Genomic DNA, 26,160 nt, shown 5'->3' on the forward strand with positions numbered 1-26,160 from the left:
GGGTGTGTTTTTTGTTTTGCGGGTTGGCGGGCGGCCGGGGCCGGGGCCGGGGGGGGGGGGGGCCCCCGGCGGGGCCCCCCCCTCCGCCGTGTCCGGGCCCGGTCAGTACGGCCTGCGGACCTCGAACAGGAAGCAGCCGAACTCGGTGGCGCGCACGTGCACGAGCGCGGCTCCGGGCTCGGCGAAGGCCTCCGCCAGGGCTTCTTCCAGGTCCGCGTCCGGCTCCTGCCCGAGCAACAGGGCACGTCCGCCGAGGATGCGCCCGCCGGCGTCGTAGCGGCGCACCGTGCGCAGGGCCCCGGGCTCGGCGAAGGGATGGCCGGGGCCGGCGGTCCCGTCCGGGCCTGCGCAGTCGGCGGCGTGGACGAACACCGGGCCCTGCTCGTCGTAGGCGCCCGGGTCGGCGCCGGTCTCGGCGGCCCAGCGGCGCAGCGGCGCGTAGGAGACGAGTGCGATCCGCTCCCCGGGGCGGCTGCGGCGCAGGCAGCAGCGCAGGGGCGCTCCGCCCTCGGGGTCCTCGTAGGGCCGGCAGGGCCGGCCGGCGTCGTCCAGGATCCGCAGGGCGGCGAGGGCGTCGGGGGCGACGGGGCGTACGGCGTGGAGCGCCGGTCGGGGCGCCGGGTGGGTGGTCATGCCGTCCAGGGTGCGGGCCGGGACCGGATCAAGCTGGCGGAAATCGGACGTCGCGTTTCGCCCGTGGATTACTCCGCCCCCCGGATCGGCCCCGCGTGGAAGGATGGCCGGGCAACGTCACCATCAAAGGAGATGACCGCGTGCCTGGCACGAATCTCACCCGTGAAGAGGCTCAGCAGCGGGCGAAGCTGCTCACCGTCGACTCGTACGAGATCGAACTCGATCTCAGCGGTGCGCAGGAGGGCGGCACGTACCCCTCAGTGACCACCGTGCGGTTCCGGTCGGCCGAGGCCGGTGCCGAGACCTTCATCGACCTGGTCGCGCCCGCCGTGCGCGAGGTCGTCCTGAACGGTACGGCGCTGGACGCGGCCGAGGTCTTCCGGGACTCGCGCATCGCGCTGAAGCACCTGGCGGCCGGCGCCAACGAGCTCCGCGTCGTCGCGGACTGCGCCTACACCAACACGGGCGAGGGCCTGCACCGCTTCGTCGACCCGGTCGACCAGCAGGCCTACCTGTACACCCAGTTCGAGGTGCCGGACGCGCGGCGCGTGTTCGCCAGCTTCGAGCAGCCCGACCTGAAGGCGACGTTCCAGTTCACCGTGACGGCCCCCGAGGGCTGGACGGTCATCTCGAACTCCCCGACGCCCGAGGCTGCGGATGTCAAGGACAACGTCTGGCGCTTCGAGCCGACGCCGCGGATCTCCACGTACATCACGGCGCTGATCGTCGGCCCGTACCACGCGGTGCACAGCTCGTACGAGGGCCCGGACGGGCAGTCGGTGCCGCTCGGCATCTACTGCCGGCCGTCGCTGGCCGAGTTCCTGGACGCCGACGCGATCTTCGACGTCACGCGCCAGGGCTTCGACTGGTTCCAGGAGAAGTTCGCGTACGACTACCCGTTCGCCAAGTACGACCAGCTCTTCGTCCCCGAGTTCAACGCGGGCGCGATGGAGAACGCGGGCGCGGTCACCATCCGCGACCAGTACGTCTTCCGCTCCAAGGTGACCGACGCGGCGTACGAGGTGCGCGCGGAGACGATCCTGCACGAGCTGGCGCACATGTGGTTCGGCGACCTGGTCACCATGGAGTGGTGGAACGACCTGTGGCTGAACGAGTCCTTCGCCACCTACACGTCGATCGCCTGCCAGGCGTACGCGGAGGGCTCGAAGTGGCCGCACGCGTGGACCACGTTCGCCAACTCCATGAAGACCTGGGCGTACCGGCAGGACCAGCTGCCGTCCACCCACCCGATCATGGCCGACATCCGTGACCTGGACGACGTCCTGGTCAACTTCGACGGCATCACGTACGCCAAGGGCGCCTCGGTGCTCAAGCAGCTCGTGGCCTACGTCGGCATGGAGGCCTTCTTCAAGGGCGTGCAGGCGTACTTCAAGGCGCACGCGTTCGGCAACACGCGCCTGTCGGACCTGCTGGGCGCCCTGGAGGAGACCTCGGGCCGCGACCTGACCGCCTGGTCGAAGGCGTGGCTGGAGACGGCCGGCATCAACATCCTGCGCCCCGCCGTCGAGACGGACGCGGCCGGCGTCATCACCGCGTTCGCGGTCCGCCAGGAGGCCCCGGCGCTGCCCGCGGGCGCCAAGGGCGAGCCCACGCTGCGCCCCCACCGGATCGCGATCGGCCTGTACGACCTGGACGGCGGCAAGCTCGTCCGTACGGACCGGATCGAGCTGGACATCGACGGCGAGCTGACCGAGGTGCCGGAGCTGCTCGGCCGCGCCCGGCCGGCCGTCGTGCTGCTGAACGACGACGACCTGTCGTACGCCAAGGTCCGTCTGGACGAGGTCTCCCTCGCCAACGTCACCGCGCACCTCGGCGACTTCACGGAATCCCTGCCGCGCGCGCTGTGCTGGGCCTCGGCGTGGGACATGACCCGCGACGGCGAACTGGCCACGCGCGACTACCTCGCCCTCGTCCTGGCCGGCATCGGCAAGGAGTCGGACATCGGCGTCGTCCAGTCGCTGCACCGGCAGGTGAAGCTGGCCGTGGACCTGTACGCCGACCCGGCGTGGCGGGAGCAGGGCCTGGCGGCCTGGACCGAGGCCACGCTGGAGCACCTGCGCGGCGCCGAGCCCGGCAGCGACCACCAGCTGGCGTGGGCCCGCGCGTTCGCGGCGACCGCCCGCACCGAGGGGCAGCTGACCTACCTGGCCGCGCTGCTGGACGGAAAGGCCGTGATCGAGGGCCTGGTCGTGGACACCGAGCTGCGGTGGGCGTTCCTGGAGCGCCTCGTCGCCACCGGTGTCCTGGACGAGCCGGCCATCGCGGCGGAGCTGGAGCGCGACCGGACGGCGGCGGGCGAGCGCCACGCGGCCACGGCGCGGGCCGCGCGTCCGACGGCGGAGGCCAAGGCCGAGGCGTGGGCCTCGGTGGTGGAGTCCGCGGACCTGCCCAACGCGGTGCAGGAGGCCGTGATCGGCGGCTTCGTCCAGACCGACCAGCGCGAGCTGCTGGCCCCGTACACCGAGAAGTACTTCGCGGTGGTCAAGGACATCTGGGAGAACCGCAGCCACGAGATCGCCCAGCAGATCGCGGTGGGCCTCTACCCGTCGCTCCAGGTCTCCGAGCAGACCCTCGCGGCGACGGACGCCTGGCTGGTGTCGGCCGAGCCGAACGCGGCCCTGCGCCGGCTGGTCTCGGAGTCCCGGTCGGGCGTGGAGCGCGCCCTGAAGGCCCAGGCCGCGGACGCCGCCTCCGCCTGACCCGCAGGCCCCCGGCCTCCGGCCTCCGGCTTCCGGCCCCCGGACCGTTGCGGCGGGCCGGGGGCCTGACCGGGCCCGCCGGAGGCGACGGCCTACCGAGCGGCGGCGGCGTGACGCAGGGCCGCCAGGGCGTGGGCCACCGCCGGTGCGGATTCCGAGCCGCGGCGGGTGGCCGCGATGACGTGCCGCGTGGGCCGGTCGCGGGTCAGGACCCGCACCGTCACCCCCGAGGCCCGGCTCGACACCATGCGCGGCACCAGCGCCACGCCCATCCCCGCCTCGACCATCGCCAGGATCGCCGTCCACCCGGCCGCCGCGTGCGCCTGCTCCGGCACGAACCCCGCGGCCTCGCACGCCGTACGGGCGATCTCCTGCCACGGCCCGCTGCCCCCGTAGATCCACGGGTCCCCGGACAGGTCCGCCAGCCGCAGCTCCGCCGCGCCCGCCAGCGGATGCCCCGGGGGCAGGGCCACGTCGAGCGGGTCCTCCATCAGCACCAGCCGGGTGAACCGCGGGTCCCGGGCGCTCGGGGCGTGCGCGGCCAGCGAGAGGGCCAGGTCGACGGCCCCGGCCGACAGCAGTTCGTACGACTGCGCCGCCTCGGTCTCCCGTACCCGTACCTCCACGCCCGGGTGGCTGCGCCGCAGCGCCGCCACCGCCGGGACCACCAGGACCGGAACGGCCGTGGAGAACGCCCCGATCCGGACCTCACCCGCGTCGCCGGCCAGGTATCCGGCCAGTTCGGCGTCCGCCCGCTCCAGCTGCGCGAACACGGCCTCCGCGTGCCGCAGTACGAGGTGTGCGGCGTCCGTGAGCCGGACCCGGCGCCCCTGCGCCTCCAGCAGCGGCACTCCCAGCTGCCGGGCGAGATTGGTCAGCTGCTGCGAAACGGCCGAGGGCGTCATGTGCAGCGCCTCGGCCGTCGCGGTCACGGTCCCCCGGTCGGCCAGGGTCCGCAGGATCCGCAGCTTCTTGATGTCCCACTCGGTCATGGGAGCGAACCTACCGCCGGGCCCCCAGGCTCACGCCGCCCAGGATCAGCGCCATGCACAGCAGCTGGGCCGGGCCCGTCCGCTCGCCCAGCAGCAGGAGCCCGAGGCCGGCGACGCACACCGGCTGGAGGTAGTAGACGACACCCGCGCGGGCCGCGCCGATGAGCGAGACGGCCTTGTTCCAGGCGAAGAAGGCGACCGCGGAGGACATGACACCGACGTACAGCAGCATGCCGGCGGTGCCCGCGGTGACCTCGAAGCCGCCCTGGACGGTGACGGACACGGCGTACGCGGGGGCCAGCATCAGCGCGCCGAGCACGAAGGTGGTGATGAGGAAGGCCGGTCCGCCGAGCTCGGCGGGCTTGCGCCTGAGCAGCGCGCTGTACGTGGCGAACGACAGGGCGGCGGCGAGCATCCACAGGTCGCCGGCGCCGAAGTCGAAGCCGAGCGAGCCGTCCCCGACGAGCAGCAGCACCCCGAACGCGGCGAGCACCAGGCCGAAGGTGCGCCGGGCGCCGAGCCGTTCGCCGCCGAGGCGGGCGTAGAGCGCCATCACGACCGGCGAGGCGGCCATGATCATGCCCATGTTGGAGGCGGAGGTGGTCAGTCCGGCCTGGTGCACCAGGGTGTTGTAGAGGGCGACGCCGAACAGCGAGGCGAGGGCGGTGAAGCCGAGGTGCTTGCGGATCAGCGCCCGCTGCCGCCAGGCCTGGCGGGCCGCGAAGGGGGCGACGGCGAGGGCGGCGATGATCCAGCGCCAGAACACGGCCTGGACGGGCGGCACGGTGTCTGCCATGCCCCGGGTGGCGACGAAGCTGCCGGACCAGACGACGGTGGCGACCAGGGCGAGCAGGACGCCGAGTCCCGCGGGTCCCCTCGCGGCCTGGCTGCCGCTCTGGTGCTGCGCAACGGTGCGGACCCTGTCCATGACGGCCACGGTGTGTTCTCCCCTTCGGGTGCCGGTGTGAAGTGGGTCTACCGTCGCACTTCGCCATCCGTCAGGTCCATCGAAACATTTCGATCATTCTCTTCAGTGGAACTGAACGGTTCCACCGCGGCGGGGGCGGGGGTGCGGGCGGCGAACAGCTGGCCCGCCACGGTGGCCCCGAAGGCGATCGCCATGCCCACCAGCTGGATCGGCGACAGGGACTGGCCGAGGGCCGCCCAGCCGATGACGGCGGCGGTGAGCGGGGAGAGCGGGCCGAGCAGGGTGACCGAGGTGGCGGTGAGCCGGCCGATGCCGCGGAACCAGAGCCAGTACGCGATACCGGTGTTGATCAGCATCATGTAGCCGTAGCCGAGGAAGGCCTTGCCGTCGAGCGCGGGCGGCGCCCCCTCGACCAGGGCCGCGACGGGGATGATGACCAGCCCGCCCGCGGTGAGCTGCCAGCCGGTCACGGCCAGCGGGCCGACCCCCTCGGGGCGCCCCCAGCGCTTGGTCATGACCGTGCCGGCGGCCATGGAGGCCGAGGAGACGACACCGGCGACGATCCCGACGAGGTCCAGCCGGGCCGCGGCGGTCAGGACGACCATGCTCACACCGAACGCGCCGACGACGGCGGCGAGTACGGTCCGCAGCCGGGCCCGCTCCCCCAGGACGAGGGCGGCGAGTCCGACGACGAACAGCGGGCCGGCGGAGCCGAGGACGGCCGCCACGCCGCCGGGGAGCCGGTACGCGGAGAGGAACAGCAGCGGGAAGAAGGCGCCGATGTTGAGCGTGCCGAGGACGGCGGACTTCCACCACCACGCGCCGGTCGGGAGTCTGCGGGCCAGGGCCGTGAGCAGGAGTCCGGCGGGCAGGGCCCGCATCACGCCGGTGAACAGGGGCCGGTCGGGCGGGAGCAGTTCTGTGGCCACGGCGTAGGTCGAACCCCAGGAGATCGGGGCGAGGGCGGTCAGGGCGACGGTGGCGAAGCGCTTCATGGCAGGTGACTCCTCGGACGGGTGAGGAACGCGGGACGGAAGTCGGGGGGAAGGGAAGTCGGGGGGAAGGGAAGTCGGGCGGTGGGACGCGGCGGGACCGGAGCCGGGCCGGCCGGGCGGCTCAGACCGCGGGAGCCGGAGCCGCAGCCGGAGCCGGCATCGGCGCCGGGGTCCGCGGCGCCGAGGCGGCCGCCACGACCGACGGCTGGGGGTACACGGCCTCGGCGGGCAGCCGGCGCTCCAGCCGGACCAGCGCCAGGGCGGCCCCGGCCGCGGCGACGGCGAGGACGGCCCAGGGCAGTCGGCCGTCGACGGCGAGCAGGGCGGTGAAGAGTGAGGGGGCCACGGCGGTGGCGAGCGAGTAGGACACCTGGTAGGTGGCCAGGTAGCGGCCGCGCACGGCCTCCGGGGCGGCGGAGACCGACAGGGCGCCGCCGGAGGGGCTGTGCACCAGCTCGCCGAGGGTGTAGACGACGACGATGACCATCAGGGCGACCAGGGTGGCGGTCTGCCCGGGGCGCACGGTGCCGAGCACGATCTGGCCGACGAAGGCGCCGGCGAAGAGCAGGGCGCCGAGCGCGGCGGAGCGGGTGCGGCGGGCTCCGGAGCGGCGGACCCGGCCCGCGACGAGCACGCCGATCCCGGCGCACAGGGCGGTGTTGAGGGTGAAGGCGGCTCCGGTGAGGGAGTCGGGCCCGTGCAGCCAGGTGGCGATGTAGAGCGGGAAGAGCACGGACAGGGCGGCGTAGCCCAGCGCGGTCAGGAAGTTCGCGGCGGTCAGGGCGAGGAAGGGCCGGTCGTGCAGGACCATCCGGTAGCCGGCGGCGGGCCGTCCGGCGCGGGCCCTCGGCGCGTCGTGCACCGCGCGGACCCGGCGGACGAGCAGTCCGGCGAGCGCGAAGGCCAGCGCGTTGCCCCAGACCGTGTACGTGAAGGCGGCGGTCCCCCACAGCGCGAGCACTCCGGAGACGATCAGGGCCCCGGCGCCCATCCCGGCGTTCTGCAGGGCGCGCAGCGAGGCCTGGAGCCGGTCCCGGTCGGCGCCGCGCGCGACCTCGCCGATCAGGGACTGCTGGACGACGGGGAAGGACCGGTCGGCCAGGGCGGTGACGAGGGCGACGGCGGCGAAGGCGGGCAGCGAGCCGGCGAAGGGGTAGAGCGCGAAACCGAGGGCGCGGACCCCGTAGAGGGCGAGGACGACCGGCTTGGCGCCGAACCGGTCGACGGCCGCGCCGGCCAGCGGCAGGGCCGCCAGCCCCACCAGGCCGGTGACGGTCATCACCAGGCCGACGAGAGCGAAGGAGAGGCCGGTGACGTGGTGGAAGAAGACGAGCGAGAACGGGACGTACATGCCGGTCCCCACCGCGCTGATACCGGCGCCGACGAGCAGGGCCCGCTCCCCCGCCACCGCTGTTCCCCTTGCCTTGCCCATCGCTTCCCCCCAAGTAGGTTGATGGGAAGTAGCTTACCTCTAAGCTACTTTTCGTCAAGCAACTTTCTTGCGAACAACTGGAGGGACACTTGATACTGCGTGCATGACCGAGGCCAACAAGGACGCCGTCGACGCGATCATCGACCAGTGGCACGCAGTGCGACCGGACCTGGAAACCGCCCCCATGGCCGTCTTCGGCCGTATCTACCGGATCTCCCGGAGCATGGGGGACGCGATGGAACGGGCCTACGCCCGCTACGGGATCTCGCGCGGCGAGTTCGACGTCGTCGCCACGCTGCGGCGCTCCGGCGCCCCGTACACGCTCTCGCCGCGCCAGCTGTCGGCCACGCTCATGCTCACGACGGGCGGCATGACCGGGCGCCTGGACAAGCTGGAGAAGGCCGGGCTGCTCTCCCGCAAGCCCGATCCGCACGACCGGCGCGGACTACAGGTGACGATCACCGACCGCGGGCTCTCCGTCATCGACGAGGCCGTCGCCGCCGGGCTGGAGGTGCAGCGTGCCGCCCTCACCGGCCTCGACGACGAGGAGGTCGCCGCCCTGACGGGCCTCCTGCGCAAGCTGATGGCCGGCGTCTAGTCCGCCCCGCGGGCGGGGCACGCGGCGCCCGGCTGGGGGCGCCGACGGGGGCCGTCTACCGGGCTGCGGAACGCACAACGGGGCGCCCGGGGTCCGCACCGGAGCCGCAAAGGCGTCGGCGTGCGGACCCCCGGCGCCCCGGAAGTCTGTCGGGTGCTGCCCCGCGGGGTCAGCCCCGGGTCTGCTGCTTGCGCGACTTGTCGGTCACGATCACCAGGCCCGCAATGATCGCGAACAGCGCGATCGGCGTGAAAACGTACAGGCCGAGCGTCTGGGCAATGCTCAGGCCCGGGCCCGGGTCGTCGCCGTCGTCGCGGGTCACCGCGAGGGCGGGAGACGTCATCAGCAGCATCATCAGCGTCGATCCGGCCGTGACGGCGCCGGCGCGCAGAGCGTTCTTCTTGTCCACGGTGCAAACGTAGCGAACACCTAAACGCGGCGCGCGCCCGGGGGTGCCGTACGGGCGCGCACCCCCTCCCGCACCGCTCCCAGCAGGGCGTTCGCCCGGGGAGAGGCGATCAGGGCCTCCAGCGTCAGCGGCCGGCCCGCCGGGTCCGCCACCGGCAGCCGCCAATTGGGGTACTGGTCCCAGGTCCCCGGCAGGTTCTGCGGCCGCCGGTCACCCACCGCGTCGGGCAGCCATACGCCGACCAGCCGGGCGGGGGTGCGCAGCAGGAAGCCGTACAGGGCCCGTACGGCCGCCTCCTCGCCCTTGGTGTCCAGGCCGAGCCCCTCCAGGGCGTCCAGCCACTGGGCGGTGTCGGCGGCGTCCTCGGCCCGCTCCCGCTCCGGCGGGCGGGTCAGCAGGCCGAGCCGCTCGCGCAGTTCCACATGGGCGCCGGCCAGCTTGGCGGCGGTGGGCGGCAGGTCGTGGGTGGTGGCGGTGGCCAGGCAGTCGGACCGCCACGCCTCGGGGGCGAGCGGCTGCCCGTCGCCCGCCCAGTCCCGCTCGAACCACAGCACGGAGGTGCCGAGCACCCCGCGCCGGGCCAGCGCCCGGCGGACCCGCGGCTCCACCGTCCCGAGGTCCTCGCCGATGACGGGGGCGCCGGCCCGGTGGGCCTCCAGCACCAGGATCGCGAGCATCGCCTCGCCGTCGTACGAGACGTACGCGCCCTCGGCGGGCGGGGCGCCCTCCGGGATCCACCAGAGCCGGAACAGGCCCATGACGTGGTCGATGCGCAGCGCCCCGGCGAAGCGGAACACCCCGCGCAGCAGGGCCCGGAACGGCGCGTACCCGCTGTCCGCGAGCAGGTCGGGCCGCCACGGCGGCAGGCTCCAGTCCTGGCCGCGGGCGTTGAACGCGTCGGGCGGGGCGCCGACGCTGACGTGCTTCGCGTAGAGGGGCAGGCCGAAGGTGTCCGAGCCCTTCGGGTGCACCCCGACGGCCAGGTCGTGCACGATGCCGACCGCCATCCCCGCGTCGCGGGCGGCCCGCTGGGCCGCACGGAGCTGGGTGTCCGTCAGCCAGACCAGCCAGCGGTGGAAGTCGGCCCCCGCTCTCGGGTCGTCGCCGGCGTGCCCGGCGCACCACGTGGCGTGCAGGTCCAGCTCCGCGCCCTGTTCGGCGCAGAACTCCCGGTAGTCGGCCTCGCGTTCGGGTGTGCGCGGAGCCGCGTACAGCAGCTCCAGTGCGGCGCGCTTGAGGGCCCAGACGGCGTCGCGGTCGATCAGCGCGCCCTTCTCCAGGACCTCGCGGCGCAGTTCGCCGCCCCGGGCGGCGAGTTCGGCGAGGGCCTCGGGGTCGGGGCAGGTGGCGTGCTCGGGGACGTCCTCGATCCGCAGGTGCACCGGGTCGGGGAACCGGCGCGAGGAGGGCCGGTACGGGGAGGGGTCGGTCGGGGTCCCGGGCACGGCCGCGTGCAGCGGGTTGACCTGGATGAACCCGATGTCGTGGGTGCGGCCCGCCCAGCGGGCGAGCGCGGCCAGGTCGCCGAGGTCGCCCATGCCCCAGGACTGCTCGGAGAGCAGGGAGTACAGCTGGACGAGCAGCCCGTGGGCCCGGTCGGGCGCGGCGGGGGCCCGCTCCGGGGCGACGATCAGGGTGGCGGCCCCGGTCCGGCCGTCGGGGGCCTCGGCGCTGAGCCGGTGCACACCGAGCGGCGGCACCCCGCCCGGCGAGCCGCCCGGGCCCCCGGCCGCATCCCCGCCCGGGTCCCCGCCCGGCGACCAGCCGCCGGCCTCGTCGCCCTCCAGCCTGATCCGCGTCCCGGGCGGCAGATCGGCCAGCCCGGCGGGCGGCGGTGAGCCCGCCCACCACACCAGCACCGGCGGCAACAGCCGGTGCGCCGCCTCCCAGTCGGCCTCGGCCAGGTGCCCCCGTACGGCCTGCGGGGTGTCACAGTCCACGCCCAGCTCCCGCAACACGGCCCTGACGGTGGCCTCCGGGACCCGGACCGTGACGCCCTCGGCGGGCTGGTAGGTGGTGGCGACGCCGTGCAGGGCCGCGAGCCGGGCGAGGTCGTCCATGTGAATACCCGTGTCCTTGTGTCTAGTCGCCTGCGGCGGCTGCCGCGGCGGGCGTGGTCGGTTCGCTCGTCAGCGGAGCCTCGTCGGTGAGCGGGGGCTCGCTGGTCAGGGGCGTGTGGGCAAAACCGGCGAGCGGGGGCTCGCTGGTGAGGGGCCCTTCGGCGGGCCCGGCCTGCGCGGGCAGGTGGGCGAGCGGCGGGGCGGCGGGGGCGGGTCGGCTGCCGGGTGCGGTGTTCACGGCGTTGCTCCTTGGTCCGTAAGGGCTCTGAAGGTGGGTCAGTGACATGGAACACCGCCGGGACACCGCAGCCATACCCCGTGGGCAGCGGTGCATTCCTGGCGTATCCAGGTCAGAACACCCGCCCGCATTGACACTCCGGGCGCACGGGTGGTGGGCTCGGGGTCATTCGTACGACCGCGGGACGACACGGGACGAGGGGGCTTCGTGCAGCTCAGGGGCAGGAAGCGGACGACGGCCGCGGCGGTGGCGGTCATCGGGACGCTGCTGGGCGGCGGGGTGTTCGTCATGGCGCCCAGCGCGTTCGAGCTGCCGGGCTCGCCGGCCGTCCCCGGACCGGACCACGGCTCCGGAGCTGCCGCCGGAGCCGGCGGTTCGCGTACGCCCGGACCGGCATCCGCCACCGCGGCGGGGGGCGCCGGGCCCGTCCTCGACCCGGGCGCCGACACCCCGCGGGCGGCCTCCGAGGGGCCGGCCGTGTATCCGCGCCCGCAGTCGATGACCGCCGACACGGCGCGCGAGGTCCCGCTGGGCACCGAGGCCGTTCTGGTGGCGGCGCCGGACGCCGATCCGTACGCGGTCGGGCTGGTCCGCACCGCCCTGCGCGCGGCGGGCGTACGGACCCTGCACGAACCGGCCCCCGGGGCGCCGCTGCCCGAGCGGGGCACCGTCGTACGGCTCCAGGGGCCCCAGGCGCAGGAGGCCCTGCGGGCGCTCGGCGCGTACGGGGCCGGGCCCGGAGCCGGGGCCACCGCCGCGGAGCTGCCCAACGGCGGCTACCGGCTGGCCGTGGGCAGGGCCGCGGGCCGGGACACGGTCGCGCTGGCCGGCGTGGGCGAGGACGGCCTGTTCCACGCGGCGCAGACGCTGCGCCAGGTGCTGGCCTCGGTCGCCCCGGGCACCGGGAAGGTGCCCGGCGTCCTGGTGCGGGACTGGCCGACCGCGCCCGTGCGCGGGACCACCGAGGGGTTCTACGGACAGCCGTGGACCCAGGACCAGCGGCTCGCGCAGCTGGACTTCATGGGCCGGACCAAGCAGAACCGGCTGCTGCTCGCGCCCGGCGACGACCCGTACCGGACGACCGACTGGCGCGAGGAGTACCCGGCCGCGCAGCAGGCGGAGTTCCGGGCCCTGGCCGATCGGGCCCGCGCCAACCGGGTGGTGCTGGCCTGGGCGGTGAACCCCGGGCAGTCGATGTGCCTGGCCTCGGCGGCCGACCGGGCGGCGCTGGCGGCCAAGCTGGACGCGATGTGGGACCTGGGGTTCCGGGCTTTCCAGGTGCAGTTCCAGGACGTGAGTTACACCGAATGGGGCTGCCGGGCCGACCGGGTGCGGTACGGGACGGGCCCGGCGGCGGCCGCGAAGGCGCACGCGGAGGTCGCGGGCGAACTGGCGGCGCACCTCGCCGCACGGCACCCGGGCGCGGCACCGCTGTCGCTGATGCCGACGGAGTACCACCAGAAGGGCGCGACCACGTACCGGACCGCCCTGGCGAGCCGCCTCGACGAGCGGGTGGAGGTCGCCTGGACGGGTGTGGGCGTGGTGCCGCGCACCATCACCGGCACGGAACTGGCGGGGGCCCGCGGCGCCTTCGGCCAGCATCCCCTCGTGACCATGGACAACTACCCGGTCAACGACTGGGACCCGGGCCGCGTCTTCCTCGGCCCGTACACGGGCCGGGAGCCGGCGGTGGCGAGCGGCTCGGCGGCCCTGCTGGCCAATGCGATGCCGCAGGCCTCCCTGTCACGGATCCCGCTGTTCACGGCGGCGGACTTCGCGTGGAACCCGAACGGCTACCGGCCGGGCGAGTCCTGGGCGGCGGCGGTCTCCGACCTGGCCGGGCCGGACCAGGCGGCCCGTCGCTCGCTGGCCGCACTGGCCGGGAACTCGGCCTCCTCGGGCCTCGGTCAGCAGGAGTCGGCGTACCTGCGCCCGCTGGTGGACGAGTTCTGGCGCAGCCGCGCCTCGGGTGACCAGGCGGCCGGGGACAGGCTGCGGGCGGCCTTCACGGCCCTGCGGGAGGCGCCTGCGCGGCTGCCCGGGCTGTCGGCCGAGGCGGGGCCGTGGCTGGAGCGGCTGTCGGCGTACGGAACGGCGGGCGAGCTGGCGGTGGACCTCCTGCGGGCCCAGTCCCGCGGGGACGGGACGGCGGCGTGGAAGGCCTCCCAGGCGCTGGCGGCGGCGCGCAGGGCACTGGCGGACCCGGGCGCCGCCCGGATCGACAAGGCCGTGCTGGACCCCTTCCTGGCGCAGGCCGCGGCGGAGGCGGACGCGTGGACGGGGGCGGCCCGCCAGACGGGCACGGTGTCCCGGGAGACCGACGCCTTCACGGTCACGCTCGACGCGGTGCGGCCGGTGTCGGTGGTGACGGTGATGACGGACCCCTTTGCGCCCGGGAGCCGGGGCGCGGCGGTGGAAGTGCATGTTCCGGGCGAGGGCTGGCGCAAGATCGCGGACGCGGCGGCCTCGGGCTGGACCCAGGCGGACGCCGGCGGCGTGCGCGCGGACGCGGTGCGGCTGTCGTGGGCGGGGCTGCCGGCCCCGGTCGTGCACCAGGTGGTGCCCTGGCTGGCGGACGGTCCGGAGGCCGGGTTCGAGCTGGCGCACGCGGTGGACGTGGAGATCGGCGGGGGTGCGCAGGTGATACCGGCGGAGCTGTCGGCGCTGCGCCCGGCCGGGGTCCACGGGCCGCTGACGGCCGCTGCGCCGCCGGGGATCGAGGTGAGGCTCCCGGCGGAGGCGACGGCTCCGCGGGGTACGCGGGTCACGGTCCCGGTGTCGGTGACGGTCCCGGCGGGAACCCCGGCGGGCAGCTACCCGGTGTCGGTCACCTTCGCGGGGCAGACCCGGACGCTGACCGTCCGCGCGGTCCCGCGGACGGGCGGGCCGGACCTGTTCCGCTCGGCGCGGGCCTCCTCGTCGGGGAACGAGACCCCGGCGTTCCCGGCCTCGGCGGCGGTGGACGGCTCCGCGACGACGCGCTGGTCGTCCCCGCCCGTGGACGGCGCGTGGTGGCAGGCGGAGCTCCCGGCTGCGGCCCGGATCGGCAAGCTGGTGCTGCACTGGCAGGACGCGTACCCGTCGGCATACCGGGTGGAGACCTCCGCGGACGGCGCGAGCTGGCGGCCGGCGGCTGCGGTCTCGGGGTCCCGGGGAGGTCTGGAGACGGTCCGCCTGGACGCGTCGGCGCCGGCCCGGTTCGTCCGCGTCACCTGCGACGAGCGCGCCACCAAGTTCGGCTGCAGCCTCTTCTCGGCGGAGGCCTACGCCACCGTCCCCTAGCAGCCGGCAGCCCGCAGCCGGCTGTCCGTAGCCGGCAGCCCGCGGCCGGGGTACTGCACGGCACGGCACGGCACGGCAACGGCACAGACGCCCCGGTGCGGAACCCGTCGGCGCCCCGGACCCGCGGAAACCCCGGTCCGGGGTTCCGCGGGCCGGCTCCGGGCCCGGGCGGTCAGGGTCAGGAGGCCGCCGCCGCTCCGATGCGGTCCAGGGCGTCCTCCGCGCCGTAGGGCTGGAGGTAGGGCATCCAGCGCGGGTCCCGGTGCCCCGTCCCGATGATCCGCCAGGCCAGACCGGAGGGCGGGGCCGGCTGGTGCCGCAGCCTCCAGCCCAGTTCCAGCAGGTGCCGGTCCGCTTTGACGTGGTTGCACCGCCGGCATGCGGCGACCACGTTGTCCCACACGTGCTGCCCGCCGCGGCTGCGCGGGATCACGTGGTCGACGCTCGTCGCGACGCCGCCGCAGTACATGCAGCGGCCGCCGTCCCGGGCGAACAGGGCGCGGCGGGTGAGTGGAACGGGCCCCCGGTAGGGGACCCGTACGAAGCGCTTGAGCCGGACCACGCTGGGCGCGGGGACGACTCTCGTCGCGCTGTGCAGAAAGGCGCCGGATTCCTCCAGGGAGACGGCTTTGTTCTCCAGGACGAGGACGAGCGCGCGGCGGAGCGGTACGACGCCGAGCGGCTCGTACGACGCATTGAGGACCAGGACGTGCGGCACGGACTGCCTCCTTGTACGTCGGCGGCGCGTGGCTCGCGCCGGGACGATCTGCTCTCCAGTCTCTCCTTACGGCTGGTCGAAGCGCCACCACGCGCCCGTAACGGGTCGGAGGTGTTTTCAACCACACCCGGTTCATCCCCGGGTGAGCCTGGTCTCTCCCTCGAACACGGCAACGGGGTCACTGGAATGCCCCGTTAGTGTGGATGGCCTGCCCCGCACACCCCTCTTTGAGGGCAGACCGCTACACCTGGAGGTTCCCGTCATGCCCTGGCATGCCGCCCTGCTGCCCCTGGCAGCCGACACCCCGGACCCGGCCGCTTCGGTCAAGGAGGCCCACGAGAGCGTCACGAACGCCGCCAGTTTCATCGAGGAGAACTGGGCCGGATGGCTGTACCTGGGCCTGAAGATCCTGCTGATCCTGGTGATAGCGGCCGCGTTCCGCTCTCTGGTCCGCAAGTCGCTGACCAAGCTGATAACGAGGATGAACCGGGGCGCCGAGGCCGTCGAGGGCATGGCGCTCGGCGGGCTGCTGGTCAATGCGGAACGGCGTCGGCAGCGCTCCGAGGCGATCGGTTCGGTCCTGCGTTCGGTGGCTTCGTTCCTGATCCTGGGCACGGCGGGACTGATGGTGCTCGGCGCCCTGGGCATCAACCTGGGCCCGCTGCTCGCGAGCGCCGGTGTGGCCGGTGTGGCGATCGGTTTCGGTGCGCGGAACCTGGTGACGGACTTCCTGTCCGGCGTGTTCATGATCCTCGAGGACCAGTACGGCGTCGGTGACAAGATCGACGCGGGGGTGGCCTCAGGCGAGGTCGTCGAGGTCGGTCTGCGCGTCACCAAGCTGCGCGGTGACAACGGTGAGATCTGGTACGTCCGCAACGGCGAGATCAAGCGCATCGGCAACCTCAGCCAGGGCTGGGCGACCGCGGGCGTGGCCGTCCAGGTCAAGCCGTCGGAGAGCCTGACCCGGATCCGCGAGGTGGTCAAGCACGTCGCGGAGAACATGGCGAAGGAGTCCCCTTGGGACGAGCGCCTGTGGGGCCCGGTGGAGGTGCTGGGCCTGGACGAGGTGCTGCTGGCCTCCATGACGGTGAAGGTGTCGGCGCGGACGATGCCCGGCCAGCAGTTCGCCGTGGAGCGCGAGCTGCGCTGGCGGATCAAGGAGGCCTTCGACGAGGCCGGCATCCGGATCATCGGCGGCCAGCCGGCCGTCGACGGCGACGAGGGCGAGGCCCCGGCCGACCCGTCGGCCTCCGTGGCCCCGCCGTCGGCGCTCGCGAACCCGGCCTCCCCGCAGTCCCTGGCCACCAACCCGATCCCGTCGCCCGCCGTCGGCAGCCCCCGGATCACCAAGTAGCGCTCCCTGCCCTCTGCTCCTCCGCTTCACGCCGCTGCCCCCGCAGGTTCATTTCTGCGGGGGCAGCGGCATTGACAGGGCTCGAACACCGATAGGAAACTTACCTAACAGTTCCTGGCCACCGGCGTGAGCCGATGACGGAGAGAGCGCTCATGACCGGCACCACCCCCGGAACGCCCAGTCTGCTCCGTGTCATGAACGACCGGGCGGCACTGGACCTGCTGCTGGAGCACGGGCCCCTGTCCCGCACCCGGATCGGCCGGCTCACCGGGCTCTCCAAGCCCACCGCCTCCCAGTTGCTGGCCCGCCTCGAAGCGGCCGGGCTGGTCGTGGCCTCCGGGACCTCCGGCGGCCGCCCCGGGCCCAGCGCCCAGCTGTACGGGGTCAACCCGCGCGCCGCCCACGTCGCCGGGCTGGACGTCACCCCGGGCGGCATCGTCGCGGCCGTCGCCGACCTCACCGGCGAGGTGACCGGCCGCCACGAGCTCCCGTACGCCGAGGGCACCACGGCCGTCGACCGGGTCACCCGGGCACTCGGCGAGGCCGTCAAGGACGCGGGGCTCCAGCGCTCCGACATCCACCGGGTCGTCATCGCCACCCCGGGCTCCTTCGACCCGGGCACCGGGGCCCTGCGGTACGCCGACCACCTCCCCGGCTGGCACTCCCCCACCCTCCTGGAGGAGCTGGCGGCGGCGCTGCCGATGCCGGTGGGGTACGAGAACGACGTGAACCTGGCCGCCGTCGCCGAGCAGCGGCTCGGCGCCGCCCGCGGGCACGACGACTTCGTCCTGCTGTGGAACGAGGAGGGCCTCGGCGCCGCCCTGGTGCTCGGCGGCCGGCTGCACCGCGGCTGGACCGGCGGCGCGGGCGAGGTCGGGTTCCTGCCCGTGCCCGGCCATCCCCTGGTCCGTCAGGTCACGCGGGTCAACTCCGGGGGCTACCAGGGGCTGGCCGGCGCCCAGGTGGTACCCGCGATGGCGGCCGCCCTCGGCATCGCGGCACCGCCCGGTACCGCTCCCGGCCCGGGGCACGGGGCCGGACACGGAGCCGCGGACGACGCGGGGGGCGGGGCCGGGCACGGGGCCGGCCACGACGCCGGGGCCGCGCTGGCCGCCGCCGCGGTCGCGCTGCTCGCGCAGGCCGCCGGGCACCCCGAGGGGGCGAACCTGCGGCTCCTGCGGCAGTACGCCACCGCTCTCGCCACCGGACTCGCCTCGCTGGTCGCCGTACTCGACCCGGAGATCGTGGTCCTGTCCGGCGCGGTGACCGCCGCCGGCGGGGACGTGCTGCGCGAACTCATCGGGGCCGAACTCGCCGATCTCGCCCCCTCCCGGCCGCGCCTGGTGTCCGGCACCGTGCGCGAGCGGCCCGTGCTGCGCGGCGCGCTGGAGAGCGCCCTCGCCGCCACGCGCGACGAGGTCTTCGACACCTCCCGCCGCTGACGGGCCCCCGCCCCCCGGCGCCCGTACGAGCAGCACCTCCACCGGCACCACCCGACGCGACGCCGCACCCCTGGCACACCCCTGGCACACCCCTGGCACCCCCCCGGAAGTTCCTCCCGCAGAGAGCGAGCACCGCCATGTCCGGAAACCGCCGTCTGACCGCCGCGGCCGCAGCCGTCGCCGCGATATCCGTCCTCGCCACCGCGTGTACCGGCCAGAGCGGCGGCGCGGCCGCCGACGATCCGGACAAGGACGTCACGCTCAACCTCTGGCACGGCTGGTCCGCCCCGAGCGAGGTCAAGGCGATCGAGGCGAACATCGCCCGCTTCGAGAAGGCCCACCCGAACATCAAGGTCAAGGTCACGGGCAACATGACCGACGACAAGATCAACCAGGCGCTGCGCGCCGGCGGGGACAAGGCCCCCGACGTGGTCTCCTCCTTCACCACCGACAGCGTCGGCAAGTTCTGCAACTCCGGCGCCTTCGCCGACCTGAACCCGTTCCTGCACAAGTCCGGGGTCGACAAGGCGAAGGTCTTCCCCAGGACCCTGCTGGAGTACACCCAGTTCAACGGCAACCAGTGCACGCTGCCACTGCTGAACGACGCGTACGGCCTCGTCTACAACAAGGACGCGTTCAAGGCCGCGGGGATCACCGAACCCCCCAAGACCTGGAGCCAGTTCGCCGAGTACGCGCAGCGGCTGACCAAGCCGAACGGGGACTCGTACGACCAGCTGGGCGTCATGCCGACCTTCCACGGCTACGAGACCACCCCCGTGCGCCTGGCCGCGCAGTGGAGCCCCACGTACTTCGGCGCCGACGGCACGTCCAACCTGGCCAAGGACCCGGCCTTCGCGAACATGCTGACCGCGCAGAAGGACCTGGTGGCCAAGCTCGGCGGCTACGAGAGGCTGGAGAAGTTCCGCAGCACCTTCGGGGACGAGTGGAGCGCCGAGCACCCCTTCCACAAGGGGCAGGTCGCCATGCAGGTCGACGGCGAGTGGCGGGCCGCGATGGCCAAGGAGGCCGGGGTCACGTTCGAGATCGGGACCGCGCCGCTGCCCGTCCCGGACGACCAGCTCGCCGACTACGGCAAGGGCTACCTCTCCGGCACGGTCATGGGCATCGCCGCGGGCAGCAGGAAGCAGAACGCGTCCTGGGAGCTGGTGAGGTACATGACCACCGACACGGAGGCGGTCGTGGCGTTCGCCAACGCCATCCACAACGTGCCCTCCACCCTGGCCGCCCTGGAGTCCCCGGACCTGGAGGTCACCCCGGAGTTCAAGACCTTCCTCGACATCGCCCGGCACCCGAAGTCGAACACCACCCCGGCCCGGGCCGACGGCGGCACCTACCAGCTCACCTTCCAGGACTTCGCCTACGCGGTCGAGAAGGGCGACGTCACCGACATCCCGGCCGGTCTCGCCAAGACCGGCCGGCAGATCGACACGGACATCGCGAAGGCGAAGTAGCCGCGATGACCGCCACCGTGCCCGGCCCCGCCGCGCCCGCGCTGCGGGCCAAGCGCCGGCGGTCCGCCCTGCGGACCGCGGCCTTCATGTCGCCCTGGCTGATCGGGTTCTCCGTCTTCTTCGCGTACCCGCTCGTGTCCACCGTGTACTTCTCCTTCACGAAGTACGACGGCTTCCGCCCGCCCGTCTTCAACGGCCTGGACAACTGGACGTACGTCTTCACCGACTATCCGCTGTTCTGGCCGGCCATGCGCAACACCCTGTGGCTGGTCGTGGTGATGGTGGGCTGCCGTGTCGTGTTCGGCCTCGGCACCGGCCTGCTCATCACCCGGATCAAGACGGGGGCCGGAATCTTCCGGACCCTGTTCTACCTGCCCTACCTGGCCCCGCCGGTGGCCGCGACCCTGGCCTTCGTCTTCCTGCTCAACCCCGGCACCGGCCCGGTCAACACCCTGCTGGAAGCGGCCGGCCTGCCCGCCCCCGGCTGGTTCACGGACGCCGACTGGTCGAAGCCGGCACTGACCGTGCTCGCCGTCTGGGGGGTCGGCGACCTGATGGTCATCTTCATGGCCGCGCTGCTCGACGTACCGAAGGAGCAGTACGAGGCCGCCGAGCTGGACGGGGCCGGCGCCTGGCAGCGGTTCCGGCACATCACCCTGCCGAACATCTCGCCGATCATCCTGTTCGCCGTGGTCACCGGGGTCATCCAGGCCATGCAGTGCTACACGCAGCCCCTGGTCGCCGGCAAGGTCGCCGCGGGGGTCATCGGCGGCTCGGGCCAGCAGTTCGAGCCGGGCTACCCCGACAAGTCCACGCTGACCCTCCCCCAGGTCATCTACAACGTCGGCTTCCAGCGCTTCGACTACGGCTCCGCGTGCGTCGTGGCGCTGGTCCTCTTCGCCCTCTCCATGGCCTTCACCGCACTCCTGATGCGCCGCCGTGGCGGACTGATCGGATCCGGTGACTGACATGGCCCAGCTGACCGACACGACGAACGGAACCGGCACGACGGGCGGGAAGGCCGGAAAGGGCGGCAGGCCCCGGACGGGCACCGCGTCCCGGAGCGCCACCGGCGACCTCGGCACAAGCGGCCGCGGCGACGGTCACAGCGCCCGCCGCAGGGCCCTCCTGCACTGGATCGGCGTGCACGCCCTAGGCGTCGCCGCCGCCCTGTTCTTCGTCCTCCCGTTCGTCTTCCTCCTCCTGACCTCCCTGATGAGCGACCAGCAGGCGCTGACCCGCGACCTGGTGCCCCGCACCTGGGAATGGGGCAACTACGCCGAGGTGTGGCACACCCCCGGCTTTCTGACCTGGTGGCGCAACACGCTCCTGTACGCCGGGCTGGGCACACTGCTGACCGTGGTCTCCTCGGTCCCCGTCGCGTACGCCCTCGCCAAGTTCCGCTTCCGCGGGCGGCGGCTGTCGCTGCTGCTGGTGATCGCCACGATGATGCTGCCGCCGCAGGTGGTGGTCATCCCGATGTACCTGTTCTGGGCCAGGCAGCTCGACCTGTCCGGCACCCTGTGGCCGCTGATCGTCCCGATGGCGTTCGGCGACGCCTTCTCCGTCTTCCTGCTCCGCCAGTTCCTCCTGACGATCCCCGACGAATACCTCGACGCGGCCAAGGTCGACGGCTGCGGCGAGCTGCGCACCCTGCTGCGCGTCGTCGTGCCGATGGCCAGGCCCGGCATCGCCGCCGTGGCGCTGTTCCAGTTCTTCTCCGCCTGGAACGACTACTTCGGCCCGCAGATCTACGCCTCGGACAACCCCGCCGCCTGGACCCTCAGTTACGGACTGGAGTCCTTCAAGGGCGCGCACCACACCAACTGGAACCTCACCATGGCCGCGACCGTGCTGGTCATGGCGCCGGTGATCGTCCTCTTCTTCTTCGCCCAGAAGGCGTTCGTCGAGGGCGTCACCCTGACCGGAGTGAAAGGCTAGTGCCCATGAAACTCGCAGTGGTGGGTGGCGGTTCCACCTACACCCCCGAGTTGATCGACGGCTTCGCACGGCTGCGCGACACCCTGCCCGTCGGCGAGCTGGTGCTGATCGACCCCGCGACCGAGCGGCTGGAGCTGATCGGCGCACTGGCCCGGAGGATCTTCGCCAAACAGGGGCATCCGGGGCGGGTCACCACCACCGCCGATCTCGACGCGGGCGTCGAGGGGGCCGACGCGGTCCTGGTCCAGCTGCGCGTCGGCGGACAGGCGGCCCGGCTCCGGGACGAGACCTGGCCGCTGGAGTGCGGCTGCATCGGGCAGGAGACCACCGGCGCGGGCGGGCTCGCCAAGGCGCTGCGGACCGTGCCGGTGGTGCTGGACATCGCCGAGCGGGTCCGGCGGGCCAATCCGGACGCCTGGATCATCGACTTCACCAACCCGGTCGGGATCGTCACCCGCGCCCTGCTGCGGGCCGGGCACAAGGCCGTCGGCCTGTGCAACGTCGCCATCGGCTTCCAGCGGAAGTTCGCCGCGCTGCTGGATCTGGCGCCGGCCGACATCCACCTCGACCACGTGGGGCTCAACCACCTCACCTGGGAGCTGGGGGTGCGCAAGGGCGGCCCCGACGGCGAGGACCTGCTGCCCGGGCTGCTCGCCGAACACGGCGCGGCCGTCGCCGAGGACCTGCGCCTGCCCCGTGCGGTGCTGGACCGCCTCGGCGTCGTCCCGTCGTACTACCTGCGGTACTTCTACGCGCACGACGCGGTGGTGCGCGAGCTGGGCACGAAGCCCTCGCGGGCCGCCGAGGTGGCCGCCATGGAGAAGGAGCTGCTCGGCCTGTACGCCGATCCGGCGCTGGACGAGAAACCGGAGCTGCTGGCCAGGCGGGGCGGGGCCTTCTACTCGGAGGCGGCGGTGGACCTGGCGGCCGCGCTGCTGGGCGACGGGACGAGCGCCGTGCAGGTCGTCAACACGCTCAACCGCGGCACCCTGCCGTTCCTCCCGGACGACGCGGTGGTGGAGGTGCAGGCCCGGGTGGACCGCTCCGGCCCGGTGCCGCTGGCCACGGCGAGGCTGGACCCGCTGTACGCCGGACTGGTCGCGCAGGTCACGGCGTACGAGGACCTGGCGCTCGACGCGGCCGTACGGGGCGGTCGCGAGCGGGTCTTCAAGGCGCTGCTGGCGCACCCGCTGGTGGGCCAGTTCGACCTCGCCGAGGGGCTGACCGACCGGCTCCTCGCGCACAACAAGGAGCATCTGCCATGGGCGTGAGCGGTGGCGCCCGGATGACGGAGCGGCTCTCCCGGCCCGCCGTCCTGGCCATCGACGCGGGCAACAGCAAGACGGACGCGGCCCTGATCGCCGCGGACGGCACGGTCCTCGGCACCGGGCGCTCCGGCGGCTTCCAGCCGCAGCGGACCGGTGTCGGGGCGGCGCTCGACGTGCTGGAGCGGGCGGTCGCGGAGGCGGCCGAGGCGGCCGCGGTTCCCCGGTCCGCGCCCGGTGCACCGTACGCCGACCGGGTCTCGGCCTGCCTGGCCAACGCCGATCTCCCGGTGGAGGAGCGGCGGCTCGCCGAGGCGATCGGCGCGCGGGGCTGGGGCGCGGCCACGGCGGTGTACAACGACACCTTCGCGATCCTGCGGGCCGGGCTCTCCGGGACCGAGCCGCCGCGCGGGGTCGCGGTGGTGTGCGGGGCCGGCATCAACTGCGTGGGGATGCGGCCCGACGGGCGCACGGCCCGCTTCCCGGCGCTCGGCCAGCTCTCGGGGGACTGGGGCGGCGGGGGCGGGCTGGCCGCGGAGGCCCTGTGGTGGGCGGCGCGGGCCGAGGACGGCCGCGGCGGCCCGACGGAGCTGGCGGCGGCGCTGCCGGCGTACTTCGGGCTCGCCTCGATGGCAGAGCTGATCGAAGCGCTGCACCTGGGGGCCCTGGCGCAGCGGCGGACCCACGAGCTGGTGCCGGTGCTGTTCGCGGTGGCCGCGGCGGGCGATCCGGTGGCTTCGGCGCTGGTGGAGCGGCAGGCGGACGAGGTGGTGGCGCTGGCGTCGGTGGCGCTGGCCCGGCTGGACCTGCTGGACGAGGAGGCTCCGGTGCTGCTCGGCGGGGGCGTGCTCACCGCCGGTCACGAGCAGCTGGACGGACGGATCGCGGCGCAACTGGCGCGGCGGGCGCCGCGTGCCCGTCCGTCGGTGGTCTCGGCGCCGCCGGTGCTGGGGTCGGGGCTCCTGGGGCTGGACGCCCTCGGGGCGCTGCCCGGGGCACAGGAGAAACTCCGTGCCCATTTCGGGTGAACCCGCCCCCGCGGGCCCCGGGTCTGGAACCGTGGCGGCCGTGGGGACGTATTCACGGTGAAGGGGTGGGGTCGGCGCACACAGGGGTGGATCACCGGGATCCGCGACCGGGTGCTGTGGTTGACCGCCACTAAGGCCATACTGCTGCGGAGCAGAGGACCGAGGGGGAGGTCAGGTGGCCATCACATCACGCGCGCCCGCGCCCGGGGGCGCCGTCGCCGTGCCGCCCGCCGGTCCGCCGGACGGGCCTCCCCGGCGCGGCACGGCCTGGGCCGAGGGCGTGGAGCGGCTGCGTGCGGCGGCGACGACCGAACCCGGCCGGCTGCGGATCATCGGTGCTGTCCTGGCCGCGCTGGTGCTGCTGTTCGGCGCCGTGACCGTGTGGGAGATCTCCGACCGGGTCGGCGCCGCCGACGACGTGGTGGGCCGCAGCCAGCCGCTGAGCGCGGACGCGGCGAGCATCTACCGCTCGCTCGCGGATGCCGACACGGCCTCCTCCAGCGGGTTCCTGGCCGGCGGCGACGAGCCGCGCGAGGTGCGCCAGCGGTACGAGAAGGACATCTCCAACGCCTCGAAGCTGCTGGTCAGCGCGGCCGCGAACACCGGGGCGAACGAGGACTCGCGCCGGCAGATCGCGTTGCTGGGCGAGCAGCTGCCGCGCTACACGGGCCTGATCGAACAGGCGCGGGCCACGAACAAGCAGGGCCTGCCGCTGGGCGGCGCCTATCTGCGGTATGCCAACGAGCAGATGAGCACGCAGCTGCTGCCCGCCGCGCAGCGCCTGTACGAGGCGGAGACGGACCGGCTCTACACGGACTACGACGACGCCCGGTCGCTGCCGCTGGCCTCGCTGGGCACGGGTCTGCTCGCGCTGGCGGCGCTGGCGTGGGCGCAGCGCCGCAACTACCTCCGGACGAACCGGGTCTTCAACCACGGTCTCGTGGCGGCGACGGCCGCCTCGCTGGTGGTGCTGATGTGGCTGGCCGTGGGGCACACGGTCGCCCGGTCGGGGCTGGCCGAGGCCAGGTCGGACGGGCAGGAGTCGCTGAAGGTGCTCAACGACGCGCGGATCGCCTCGCTCCAGGCGCGCGCCAGTGAGAACCTGACCCTGATCGCGCGGGGCGCCGTACTGGCCTCGGACAACAAGTCCGACAAGTACGACGTGGACTTCACGAACGAGATGAAGGAGCTGGACGCCGGGCTGGCGACGGCGCTCGGGCTCGCCGACGACAGCAGCGGGCGCGAGCCGGTCGCCCGCGCCGCGGACGGGGTCAAGCAGTGGAAGCAGCGGCACGCGGCGGCCCGGGAGACCGATCTGCGCGGCGACTACCAGGACGCCCTGCCCCAGGTCATCGGGGACAAGGACCACAAGGACAGCAGCGGGGCCTCGTTCGACACGGTGGACGCGTCCCTGGAGCAGGCTGTGGCCCATGAGCAGAAGGAGTTCACCCGGGCTGCCCGGGGCGGGCTCGACGCGCTGGGCGGTTTGGTGACGGGTTCGGCGGCCCTGGCGGTCGTCGGCGCCGCGGCGGCACTGCTCGGCATCGGGCGCCGGCTTTCGGAGTACAGGTGACGGCGATGCGGATACGCGTGAAGTCCCATGACGAGGGCCGCGACGGCACCTGGGTGCGCCGTGCGGGGGCCCGGCTGCGCGGCTGGGGCGGGGTCACCGCGATGGCCGCCGCCTGCGCGGTGACGGCCGCGGCCGTCCTGCTGCCGCTGGCCCAGGCGGCCCCGGAGGGCGGCAGCCACCCGGCCGTGGTCCGCGAACCCGCCTCGATGGCGGCCGCCCCGGCGCCCTGGACCCTCACCGACACCTGCCAGACCCCGGAGGCCAGCCTGAGCCCGTCCGCCGGGGACGGGCCGACGATCGAGCGGATCCGCAAGGCGGGCAAGCTCGTTGCGGGCGTGGACCAGAACAGCTTCAAGTGGGGCTACCGCAACCCGGTCGACGGCCGCCTCGACGGGTTCGACATCGCCCTGGTCAAGGCCATCGCCAAGGACATCCTGGGTGACGAGAACGCGGTCATCTACCGGGCCATCCCCACGAGCCAGCGCGTCCCGGCGCTCCAGGACGGCCGCGTCGACGTCGTCGTGCGCACCATGACGATCAACTGCAAGCGCCTGGAGGACGTCGCGTTCTCGACGGCGTACTTCGAGGCCGGCCAGCAGGTCCTGGCGCCCAAGGGCTCGCCGATCACCGGGTACGACGCCTCGCTGAAGGGCCGCCGGATCTGCACCGCCGCCGGCTCCACGGCCGAGGCCGCGCTCAAGGCCCAGCCGTACGGCTCGGTTCCGGTCAGCGTGCCCAACCAGCTCGACTGCCTGGTCCGGCTCCAGCTGGGCGAGGTGGACGGCATCATCACGGACAACGCGCTCGCGGCCGGCCAGGCCGCGCAGGACCCGTCGGTGCGCCTCGTCGGCTCCCCGTTCACCAAGGAGTTCTATGGGGTGGCCATGAAGAAGGACGCCTCCGACCTGGTGCGCCGGGTGAACAAGGTGCTGGAGAACTACCGCGCCGGCGGTGACAACAGCCCCTGGATGCAGGCCTACGTCACGCACCTCAAGCCCGTTCTGCCCGGGGTCGCCGGACCGCCCGCGCCGAAGTACCGGGACGGCTGAGGCCGGTGGTGGGGGTACCTCCCGCTCGCGG

General features: G+C 73.8%; 21 protein-coding genes. 12 read left to right on the plus strand and 9 right to left on the minus strand.

Going from position 1 to position 26,160, the window contains the following annotated elements:
• Positions 1-102: 102 nt before the first annotated feature.
• Complete coding sequence (locus tag ACIPK4_RS02715; RefSeq protein ID WP_402308783.1) at positions 103-633, minus strand: DUF1203 domain-containing protein; 531 nt, start codon at positions 631-633, stop codon at positions 103-105.
• Positions 634-773: 140 nt separating this feature from the next.
• Between ACIPK4_RS02715 and pepN the strand changes: the two genes are divergently transcribed.
• Positions 774-3,353 carry an aminopeptidase N gene (pepN, locus tag ACIPK4_RS02720; protein ID WP_402308785.1) on the plus strand — a complete coding sequence of 860 codons (2,580 nt, stop codon included), beginning with the start codon at positions 774-776 and terminating at the stop codon, positions 3,351-3,353.
• A gap of 92 nt (positions 3,354-3,445) precedes the next feature.
• Here the strand turns inward: pepN and ACIPK4_RS02725 are convergent, their stop codons facing one another.
• The 4 genes from ACIPK4_RS02725 to ACIPK4_RS02740 all read right to left on the minus strand — a co-directional run bounded on the left by ACIPK4_RS02725 (position 3,446) and on the right by ACIPK4_RS02740 (position 7,700).
• Complete coding sequence (locus ACIPK4_RS02725; protein ID WP_376195924.1) at positions 3,446-4,345, minus strand: LysR family transcriptional regulator; 900 nt, start codon at positions 4,343-4,345, stop codon at positions 3,446-3,448.
• Positions 4,346-4,355: 10 nt separating this feature from the next.
• Positions 4,356-5,273, minus strand: a complete 918-nt coding sequence (locus tag ACIPK4_RS02730) for a DMT family transporter (RefSeq protein ID WP_402308788.1) — start codon at positions 5,271-5,273, stop codon at positions 4,356-4,358.
• A gap of 47 nt (positions 5,274-5,320) precedes the next feature.
• Entirely contained in the window at positions 5,321-6,268 is a 948-nt protein-coding gene (locus ACIPK4_RS02735; RefSeq protein WP_402308790.1) for an EamA family transporter, read from the minus strand.
• 121 nt (positions 6,269-6,389) lie between these two features.
• Positions 6,390-7,700 carry an MFS transporter gene (locus ACIPK4_RS02740; protein WP_402308792.1) on the minus strand — a complete coding sequence of 437 codons (1,311 nt, stop codon included), beginning with the start codon at positions 7,698-7,700 and terminating at the stop codon, positions 6,390-6,392.
• Positions 7,701-7,803: 103 nt separating this feature from the next.
• Here ACIPK4_RS02740 and ACIPK4_RS02745 point away from each other — a divergent pair, with 103 nt between their 5' ends.
• Positions 7,804-8,298: a MarR family winged helix-turn-helix transcriptional regulator gene (locus tag ACIPK4_RS02745; RefSeq protein ID WP_402308793.1), complete on the plus strand. Its 495-nt coding sequence runs from the start codon at positions 7,804-7,806 to the stop codon at positions 8,296-8,298.
• Positions 8,299-8,467: 169 nt separating this feature from the next.
• Here ACIPK4_RS02745 and ACIPK4_RS02750 read toward each other — a convergent pair whose 3' ends face one another.
• From ACIPK4_RS02750 to ACIPK4_RS02760, 3 genes are read right to left on the minus strand one after another with little or no spacing between them, the layout of a single operon-like run.
• Positions 8,468-8,707, minus strand: coding sequence for a hypothetical protein (locus ACIPK4_RS02750; protein WP_402308795.1), 240 nt, complete (start codon positions 8,705-8,707; stop codon positions 8,468-8,470).
• A gap of 20 nt (positions 8,708-8,727) precedes the next feature.
• Positions 8,728-10,767, minus strand: coding sequence for a 4-alpha-glucanotransferase (locus ACIPK4_RS02755; RefSeq protein WP_402308797.1), 2,040 nt, complete (start codon positions 10,765-10,767; stop codon positions 8,728-8,730).
• Positions 10,768-10,789: 22 nt separating this feature from the next.
• Complete coding sequence (locus ACIPK4_RS02760; protein ID WP_402308799.1) at positions 10,790-11,053, minus strand: hypothetical protein; 264 nt, start codon at positions 11,051-11,053, stop codon at positions 10,790-10,792.
• Positions 11,054-11,212: 159 nt separating this feature from the next.
• Between ACIPK4_RS02760 and ACIPK4_RS02765 the strand changes: the two genes are divergently transcribed.
• Complete coding sequence (locus tag ACIPK4_RS02765; RefSeq protein ID WP_402308800.1) at positions 11,213-14,287, plus strand: beta-N-acetylglucosaminidase domain-containing protein; 3,075 nt, start codon at positions 11,213-11,215, stop codon at positions 14,285-14,287.
• 178 nt (positions 14,288-14,465) lie between these two features.
• Here the strand turns inward: ACIPK4_RS02765 and ACIPK4_RS02770 are convergent, their stop codons facing one another.
• The gene (locus tag ACIPK4_RS02770; protein ID WP_054226780.1) at positions 14,466-15,005 is read right to left on the minus strand and encodes an HNH endonuclease; all 540 of its coding nucleotides are present in this window, start codon (positions 15,003-15,005) and stop codon (positions 14,466-14,468) included.
• Positions 15,006-15,267: 262 nt separating this feature from the next.
• On the opposite strand from ACIPK4_RS02770, the gene ACIPK4_RS02775 reads away from it, so the two are divergent.
• The 9 genes from ACIPK4_RS02775 to ACIPK4_RS02815 all read left to right on the plus strand — a co-directional run bounded on the left by ACIPK4_RS02775 (position 15,268) and on the right by ACIPK4_RS02815 (position 26,129).
• Positions 15,268-16,359, plus strand: a complete 1,092-nt coding sequence (locus tag ACIPK4_RS02775; RefSeq protein WP_402308802.1) for a mechanosensitive ion channel family protein — start codon at positions 15,268-15,270, stop codon at positions 16,357-16,359.
• A 152-nt stretch (positions 16,360-16,511) separates the two neighbouring features.
• Entirely contained in the window at positions 16,512-17,801 is a 1,290-nt protein-coding gene (locus ACIPK4_RS02780) for an ROK family protein (protein ID WP_402308803.1), read from the plus strand.
• 137 nt (positions 17,802-17,938) lie between these two features.
• Positions 17,939-19,273, plus strand: a complete 1,335-nt coding sequence (locus ACIPK4_RS02785) for an ABC transporter substrate-binding protein (RefSeq protein WP_402308805.1) — start codon at positions 17,939-17,941, stop codon at positions 19,271-19,273.
• 5 nt (positions 19,274-19,278) lie between these two features.
• Positions 19,279-20,241 carry a carbohydrate ABC transporter permease gene (locus ACIPK4_RS02790; RefSeq protein WP_402308807.1) on the plus strand — a complete coding sequence of 321 codons (963 nt, stop codon included), beginning with the start codon at positions 19,279-19,281 and terminating at the stop codon, positions 20,239-20,241.
• A gap of 1 nt (position 20,242) precedes the next feature.
• On the plus strand, positions 20,243-21,214 hold the full coding sequence (locus tag ACIPK4_RS02795; protein ID WP_402308809.1) for a carbohydrate ABC transporter permease: 972 nt from the start codon (positions 20,243-20,245) through the stop codon (positions 21,212-21,214).
• 5 nt (positions 21,215-21,219) lie between these two features.
• Positions 21,220-22,485 carry a 6-phospho-beta-glucosidase gene (locus ACIPK4_RS02800; protein ID WP_402308810.1) on the plus strand — a complete coding sequence of 422 codons (1,266 nt, stop codon included), beginning with the start codon at positions 21,220-21,222 and terminating at the stop codon, positions 22,483-22,485.
• A complete protein-coding gene (locus tag ACIPK4_RS02805) occupies positions 22,476-23,507 on the plus strand; it encodes an N-acetylglucosamine kinase (protein WP_402308812.1) in 1,032 nt (343 codons plus the stop codon). The genes ACIPK4_RS02800 and ACIPK4_RS02805 overlap by 10 nt, the downstream gene beginning before the upstream one ends.
• Before the next feature lie 175 nt (positions 23,508-23,682).
• Positions 23,683-25,080 (plus strand): hypothetical protein, encoded by a 1,398-nt coding sequence (locus ACIPK4_RS02810; protein ID WP_402308814.1) that lies wholly within the window; start codon positions 23,683-23,685, stop codon positions 25,078-25,080.
• 5 nt (positions 25,081-25,085) lie between these two features.
• Positions 25,086-26,129, plus strand: coding sequence for a glutamate ABC transporter substrate-binding protein (locus ACIPK4_RS02815; protein ID WP_402308816.1), 1,044 nt, complete (start codon positions 25,086-25,088; stop codon positions 26,127-26,129).
• The last annotated feature ends 31 nt before the right edge of the window (positions 26,130-26,160 follow it).

This window comes from Streptomyces sp. NPDC086989, from assembly GCF_044745505.1.
GTDB lineage: Bacteria > Actinomycetota > Actinomycetes > Streptomycetales > Streptomycetaceae > Streptomyces.